This window comes from Bradyrhizobium sp. i1.15.2 (genome assembly GCF_040548425.1).
Taxonomy (GTDB): Bacteria; Pseudomonadota; Alphaproteobacteria; order Rhizobiales; family Xanthobacteraceae; genus Bradyrhizobium; species Bradyrhizobium canariense.
Map to the genome: position 1 here is coordinate 83,138 of NZ_JBEPRQ010000030.1, position 6,535 is coordinate 89,672.

The window sequence follows — 6,535 nt, forward strand, 5'->3', positions numbered from 1 at the left end:
CGCTCCACCGAGGGTTTAGGTCCCCCTCTCTCTTCTTCGCTTACCGTAGACTCGACAAAGGCCAGCTCACCCCCCCCCAGCTGCCGCAGCTCGTCAAATGTAGATGCAAGAATGCGACGCATTGTCGAGGTTAGATCATTCGACTGATCGGCCAAAACCTTCGGCAGATCAGCCTTGAACTTGCCGGCGCCCTGGTGAATAGCGATCCCATATTCCAGGCAAAAAGCGCGCATCTGATTGATGAGGCACGTCCGTTGCGACATCATCCGATCGCGAACACGATGCAGCGCTTGCAGGTCAATGTGCTCAGGCGACCTTAGCTCGACGAAGCGCATCGTTGGTCTCGTCACGGCTTCGGATCGCCGCGGCATCGATGATGTCATTTTTGTTGGACTTCACATATGGCTTCACGAATTGAGCTGGGATAATGCGAACGGTGTGCCCCATGGCGGCGATCTTGCGGGCCAACCATTGCGAGCCGGAGCAGGCCTCCATCCCCACCAAAGCCGGTCCTGCATGTTAAGAACTGCAAGAGCGTATCGCGCCGAAAGGTCGCCTTCTGGATCGGCATTCCGGCGGCGTCGAGCCCAACGACGTGGAAAAGGTTCTTGCCAATGTCGATCCCAAACACCGTTGCCGGCCTGGGCTTGTTCCGTGTCCTCATTGCTTCCTCCTTTCAAAAGCCCCGCCGCCAAGCGCGCTGCGGTCGCGCATCTGCAGGCCGTCATGAGCCTGTCGGAGCGGCGGGCCTGTTCAATTGTCGGAGCGGATCGGAAGATGATCCGCTATCGCTCCAGCCGTCCTCCGGACGCGACTCTCCGTGGCCGGCTGCGTGACCTTGCCAACGAGCGGCGGCGTTTCGGCTACCGCCGGTGTTCGTGCTGCTGCGGCGGGAGGGTGAGCCATCGGGGATCAACCGGATCTACCGGCTTTATCGGGAAGAAGGGCTCACCGTCCGCAAGCGGCGGGCTCGCCGCAAGGCCGTGGGGACCCGTGCCCCGATCCTAGTCGAGGCGATGCCCAACGCGCGCTGGTCGCTGGATTTCGTCCACGACCAGTTCGCCAACGGTCGGCGCTTCCGCATCCTCAACATCGTCGACGACGTCACCAAAGAATGTCTGGGCGCCATTCCGGATAAATCGATCTCAGGACGACGCGTCGCTCGCGAACTGACGGCCGTCGTCGAACGACGCGGCAAGCCAGGTATGATCGTGTCCGACCACGGCACCGAGTTCACCTGCAATGCCATGCTCGCCTGGTGCAGGGACGCAGCCATCGACTGGCACTTCATTGCACCGGGAAAGCCGATGCAGAACGGCTTCGTCGAGAGTTTCAACGGCCGGATGCGTGACGAGCTGCTCAACGAGACTCTCTTCTTCGATCTGGACGACGCCCGCGCCAAGATCGCCAATTGGGTTGCCGACTACAATCTTCAGCGGCCTCACTCGTCGCTGAAATACATGACCCCCGCGGCTTATGCCGCCCACCTCACCGCAACGGACGATCGGCTACGCAACCCCGACCAGCTCCGCCGATCGTCCGTTGCTCCAACCGCGCCACTTGGCGTAAAAACCCCGAGGCTCTAACCGCGGCCGGATGAAAGTTCGGTGGCAGGTCACGAGCGACCGCTGATTCGTATGACCTCAATCGTCTTACCGAAGTCGCCTGTGAATTTTGCGTGAGGCCGTGAGGTCCCTCGCATCTTGTACGCGAAAGTCGCGCCCACGGCCCGCAGAATTTTGGTCATCGGCGAAAGACGACTTTTGCAACAATATCCTCGAACCAGCGGACTTATGCGGCTGAGGCGCTCTTCCGCTTGAGGGCCAGAAACAGACCTTTGCTGATCGGCAACATCGGAACGATGAATAGCCTCTCTCGCCATCTAGCTCACGGCAGGACGCCCAAAGAGAGCCCTTGTTCATCTCGATTGAGGGCCAGTTGGCGGACCCTTGTCTCCCCCTGATGGCAGGCAAGGGCTCAGTCCAGCGCACCTCAGCGCGTTGGAGCTTGCCGCAGCGTTCTTAGCCGAGGGCCGCAAAGGTCGACAAGCTCGGAACCGACAGCGTAGCCCGAGATAGCTCCAAAAGACGCACGCCAGATGGTGTTTGGATAGCTGCCGGCGCAAACCAGATGTGTCGTATCGGATGCATAGTTGACGCAGCGCTTTAGACACTGCCTCGCCAGCGCAGCTTGGCGATCGGGGCAGTTCAGGCCGGTTCTTTCGTCTTCGACCCTCCCGGCGTCGTCCTCAAAAAAGCAATCCCGCAACTGCGCATTTCGAGTCAACACGTTCATGCATTGAGCGGTCGCGTCGACGACCTGCACCTTGGTCGGTTTCACCAATGGGCACTCTGGGGGAATCTGAGCTGGGACCACGTAGGTACGCGCTGGCCGGCGGGCGAGCACGGCGGCTCTGTGCTTGCTCACGGCGGACCCACGTGACGGCCCTCGAGAATCTTCGGCGCAGGCGATAGGAAGGCATCTGGTCCACAGCGGACCGCCGCTCACGCATCGATTGGCGTCTGGCGCGCAGCCGGTGGGGCAACAGGTTTGCGCAGACGCGGGCGATATCACCGCATATGCCAAAACCAGGATTGTCACCTTGAGACGGCGCATGTTCCCCCCACCAGACAGCAGCTAAGCGGCGCTTGGCTGGTCCTTTTCAATCGCGCTCATTCTTCTTCTTGTCATCTCCATCCTGGCCGCCAAAGCCCGAGGAGCCCTTGTTACCGCCGCCACCTCCAGATCGGGAGCCTTCCTCTCCGGAATGCGCGACCTTGGACCCCTTTGCGCCACCCGAGTTCTCGCCGCCACCCCCGCCAGAGCCCCCACCACCGCCGCCGGCTGATGAATGCTCCTTGGTCGAGTGATCCTCGGTCGCGCTGTGTGGATCATTGTCGAAGACTGAATGACTGCTGCCACCGCTGCTATATCCTGCTCCGTCATGGGCGCCGGAACGTGCGATGGCTGTTGACGTCAACGACGTCGACAGGAGTAGAGTCATCGATGGCGGCGTTACGGCAGCAAACCTGCCACACATCTTCAAGAACTCCCGGCGGTCTTCGTCTTCTTTTGCGGGCATCAGGTATTCCCCTGGGCTCAAACTGCGACTATTTAACTTAAATTAGATTAAATAAATGAAATCCTTTTAATTGATTCAATCACGAAAAGTTGCGTTCTAGTGCGCTTCGTACTGCCCTGCCGCGGGCGGCAGAAGTTCTGGATGAGGGTGAAGAACCGCAGCCACCACGCTGGCAAATGCGAGCCGCTGGATCCGGTTGGCGCTTAAGTATTTTGCGGCAACAACTCGGGGTCAGTCGCTACTATGCTGTATAGAATTTCAATTGCCGTGGCGTGGGCTTCTCTTGCCTTTATCACCTACGCGAGTCTGTCTCCAATCCACGACAGGCCTCAACTGAGCAGTTCGGCCAACATTGAACACGTAGCGGCCTTTGCGTTTCTAGGTTTCGCATTTTGTGCCGCGTACCGGGACCGGATGACGCTGGTGTGCAGCCTCGTGCTTGGTAGCGCAGTGGTGCTGGAATTGTTCCAAAAGCTGACGCCAGATCGCCATGCTAGATTGCTGGATGCGTCCGAAAAGGTGGTTGGCGGGTTGCTCGGGATTTTGCTCGCCAGCATCGCTTTACGCCTGATTGAGCGCTGGACGGCTGCATCTGATGTTTAACGGTTATTGCGGGTTGGGTTCATGCCCAATCGTGCCATAAGCCAGGGACGTCCGTTGACATAGCTCACGTCGCAATGTCGATATCGACTTGGCGAGCTGGTTAGCCTGCTCGGTCCCTTCAACCAGGACAGGAGCCGAATGGTTCATAAGGTTTGCGTCTGAACTCTTCCGCACCGTGATTACTGTGATTGGATTGCCAATTGCCTTTCCCGCCCCGCGGATGGTGTCGATGAACAGCTTCGCAGCCGGGTTCAAACCAATCGGACCACCATGTCCTCTAGCTCCAACGTCAGTATCGCCACGAGAGCGCGCACGAAGGCTGAGGCCACGCGACAGGCGGAATAGGCAGCGAAATTGTAAACATAGCCTGCCTCCGCTCGGAACTTCTCAAGTTGAGCAATGAGTTCTATTCGCGCCGTTCCATAAGCGACCCGTCTATGGGTCGGCTTATCTCCTGAAGGCAGACATAGCGGCCCTGTCGGCGAAGGGCGGCAACGCGCCAATAGGCGCCGATCGGCGCGGGCTGCAAACTTCCAGTCTACATTGAAAGAGCGTCCTCGGCTTCGGGCGACGAATCCATTCAGACGGACAAAGCCTAGACAAACGTGGAAAGTAACGGCTAGTCATTCGCATGGCGTGGATTCCGAATTGGCTGCGACGGGCAGATGTCAGGCTGCGGCCTAGGGCCGGCGCTCAGGTCGACTTACAACCGCTGTCGGAGCGCAGCGGACGATGGCTAAAGGCGAACTTGTTTCGCTTCCCGGGCGCGGTGTGGTCGCGGAAGCGTGGCTGTGTGGAGCTGTCAGAGGGCGACGTGATCGCGCTGCATCTTGTTGTCGAGCGGATCACGGAAGCCGGGCTGAAGGTGCGGCTGTCGGGGCGCCTTCGCGGCTGGGACGGTGCGTCGCCTGTTTGGTCTTTGCTGGTGCGCAAGCGTTAGCGGATCGGGCCCTCCTGAAACGCACGCCGACGATGACGGCTTGGGGTCACCAGCGCCGGTTTGATGGGCGCTTTTTCACTTCCGGTCCGCCCCTTTAGCAGGCCATATCTGAGCCAAACCGCACTTCGCCAACGGGCCAGAAGGGGACTTCCCTCGGGCGCGCCAGCGGCGTATTTTTGAACCGCAATTGTCGCTAGAGCCGTCTGCGTGGCATCCAAGGAGCGGTAGGTTGCGCTACTTTTTCGAGGACTTCGCTTTCGACACCGACCGGCGCGAGCTACGGCGGGGAGCCGACGTGGTCCCCACAGCGCCGCAGGTCTTCGATCTGCTCGACTATTTGATCCAACGCAGGGAGCGCGTTGTCAGCAAGGACGATCTCATTAACGCAGTTTGGAATGGACGCATCGTCTCAGACGCCGCGTTAACGACCCGCCTGAATGCCGCTCGGGCAGCAGTCGGTGACGACGGTGAAAAGCAGCGCCTAATCAAAACATTGCAGCGCAAAGGCTTCCGCTTCGTTGGCGGAGTGCACGAAGGACAGAGGTCCGAAACCGCGTTAGCGAATTCGACGGTGCATTACGGCGGCACGGCACAAACGTCGCCTTCAGCGCCCCGCCTTTCCATCATTGTGTTGCCCTTCGCTAACCTCAGCGACGATCCTGGACAGGACTACTTTGTCGATGGCGTGACCGAGAGTTTGACCACGGATTTGTCGCGCATCTCCGGCTCGTTCGTTATCGGCAGACACACCGCATTCACGTACAAGGGCAAAGCGATCGATCTCAAGCGGATTGGCCGCGAACTGAATGTTCGGTACGTGCTAGAAGGTTCTGTGCAGCGAGCCGGTGATCGACTTCGCGTAAACGTTCAACTCGTGGACGCCGAAACCGGCGCGCATCTATGGGCAGACCGGTTTGACAAACCCATCGCCGATCTTTTTGTCATGCAAGACGAGATCGTATCGCGCCTTGCCAACACGCTGGACGCTCAGCTCACCGAGCAAGAGGCGAGGCGATCAGAGCGATCCCCGCATCCCAATTCGATGGACTTGTATTTTCAAGGCAAAGCTTTGTTGCACAAGGGGTGGACGTCTGAAGGCGTACCTCAAGCGCGCGAGATTTTTGAAAGGGCGTTGACCCTCGATCCCAGGAATGTCGAAGCGATGGTATGGATGGCTGGCGTCGATTTGATACTTGGGGTGAGCTTCATGGATGACGACACGGCCGAGCATTTCGCAGTGGCCGAGGCAACAGCAATAAAGGCGGTGTCCCTCGCGCCGAACCATGCCTATGCACACATGATTTTAGGCTGCGCACTATTGTGCAGGAATCGTGCGGCTCAGGGCATCGCTGAGTTAGAGAGAGCGTTGGAGCTGGATCACAATTTGGCTGAGGCTCACGCGCAAACCGGCAGCGCTAAGTTGTACATGGGCCGCGGAGCGGAGACAGTGACCCATATCAACGAAGCACTTCGCCTGTCTCCTCGTGATATCTTCAGCCATCGATGGTTCATGATAGCCGGCTTTGCCAAGCTGCAGATCAACGAGGATGCCGAAGCAGTCTGCTGGTTCCGCCGCAGCATCGAGGCCAATCGAAATGACGTGAGCGCACATTTTGGGCTGGCTGCCGCGCTTGCCTTGCTTGGCTCGCTGGACGAAGCGAAAGCTGCTGCAAAAGCGCTATTTGCGGTTGTTCCAAGCTTCACCATCCGCCGCTTCCGGGATGGAGCTTGCAGCGATAACCCAATTTACCTCGCCAAACGTGAGCGTGTGTATCGGGGCCTGCGGCTGGCGGAGGTGCCGGAGGGATGATGTCGGCTAGACTGTATGTCCCCCCACAAAATGAGGCGACTCACCCTCGATGTTGCGACGAGGGTTGCCCGGATGGACCGGGTAGAGCCTCAAACAAGGA

General features: G+C 59.0%; 4 protein-coding genes and 2 pseudogenes. 4 read left to right on the forward strand and 2 right to left on the reverse strand.

Going from position 1 to position 6,535, the window contains the following annotated elements; genetic code table 11:
* Nucleotides 1–77: 77 nt before the first annotated feature.
* Nucleotides 78–664, reverse strand: a pseudogene (locus tag ABIB80_RS33665) (IS110 family RNA-guided transposase); the annotation flags it as partial.
* Between the two features lie 20 nt (nt 665–684).
* Here ABIB80_RS33665 and ABIB80_RS33670 point away from each other — a divergent pair.
* Nucleotides 685–1,600: pseudogene (locus tag ABIB80_RS33670) on the forward strand (IS3 family transposase); the annotation flags it as partial.
* A gap of 1,062 nt (nt 1,601–2,662) precedes the next feature.
* Here the strand turns inward: ABIB80_RS33670 and ABIB80_RS33675 are convergent.
* On the reverse strand, nt 2,663–3,082 hold the full coding sequence (locus ABIB80_RS33675; RefSeq protein WP_219684131.1) for a hypothetical protein: 420 nt from the start codon (nt 3,080–3,082) through the stop codon (nt 2,663–2,665).
* A 243-nt stretch (nt 3,083–3,325) separates the two neighbouring features.
* On the opposite strand from ABIB80_RS33675, the gene ABIB80_RS33680 reads away from it, so the two are divergent.
* From ABIB80_RS33680 to ABIB80_RS33690, 3 genes are all read left to right on the forward strand, one after another.
* Nucleotides 3,326–3,685 carry a VanZ family protein gene (locus ABIB80_RS33680; RefSeq protein ID WP_219684112.1) on the forward strand — a complete coding sequence of 120 codons (360 nt, stop codon included), beginning with the start codon at nt 3,326–3,328 and terminating at the stop codon, nt 3,683–3,685.
* Nucleotides 3,686–4,499: 814 nt separating this feature from the next.
* Nucleotides 4,500–4,625 (forward strand): hypothetical protein, encoded by a 126-nt coding sequence (locus ABIB80_RS33685; RefSeq protein WP_283806973.1) that lies wholly within the window; start codon nt 4,500–4,502, stop codon nt 4,623–4,625.
* Nucleotides 4,626–4,854: 229 nt separating this feature from the next.
* A complete protein-coding gene (locus ABIB80_RS33690) occupies nt 4,855–6,435 on the forward strand; it encodes a winged helix-turn-helix domain-containing tetratricopeptide repeat protein (RefSeq protein WP_354129021.1) in 1,581 nt (526 codons plus the stop codon).
* The last annotated feature ends 100 nt before the right edge of the window (nt 6,436–6,535 follow it).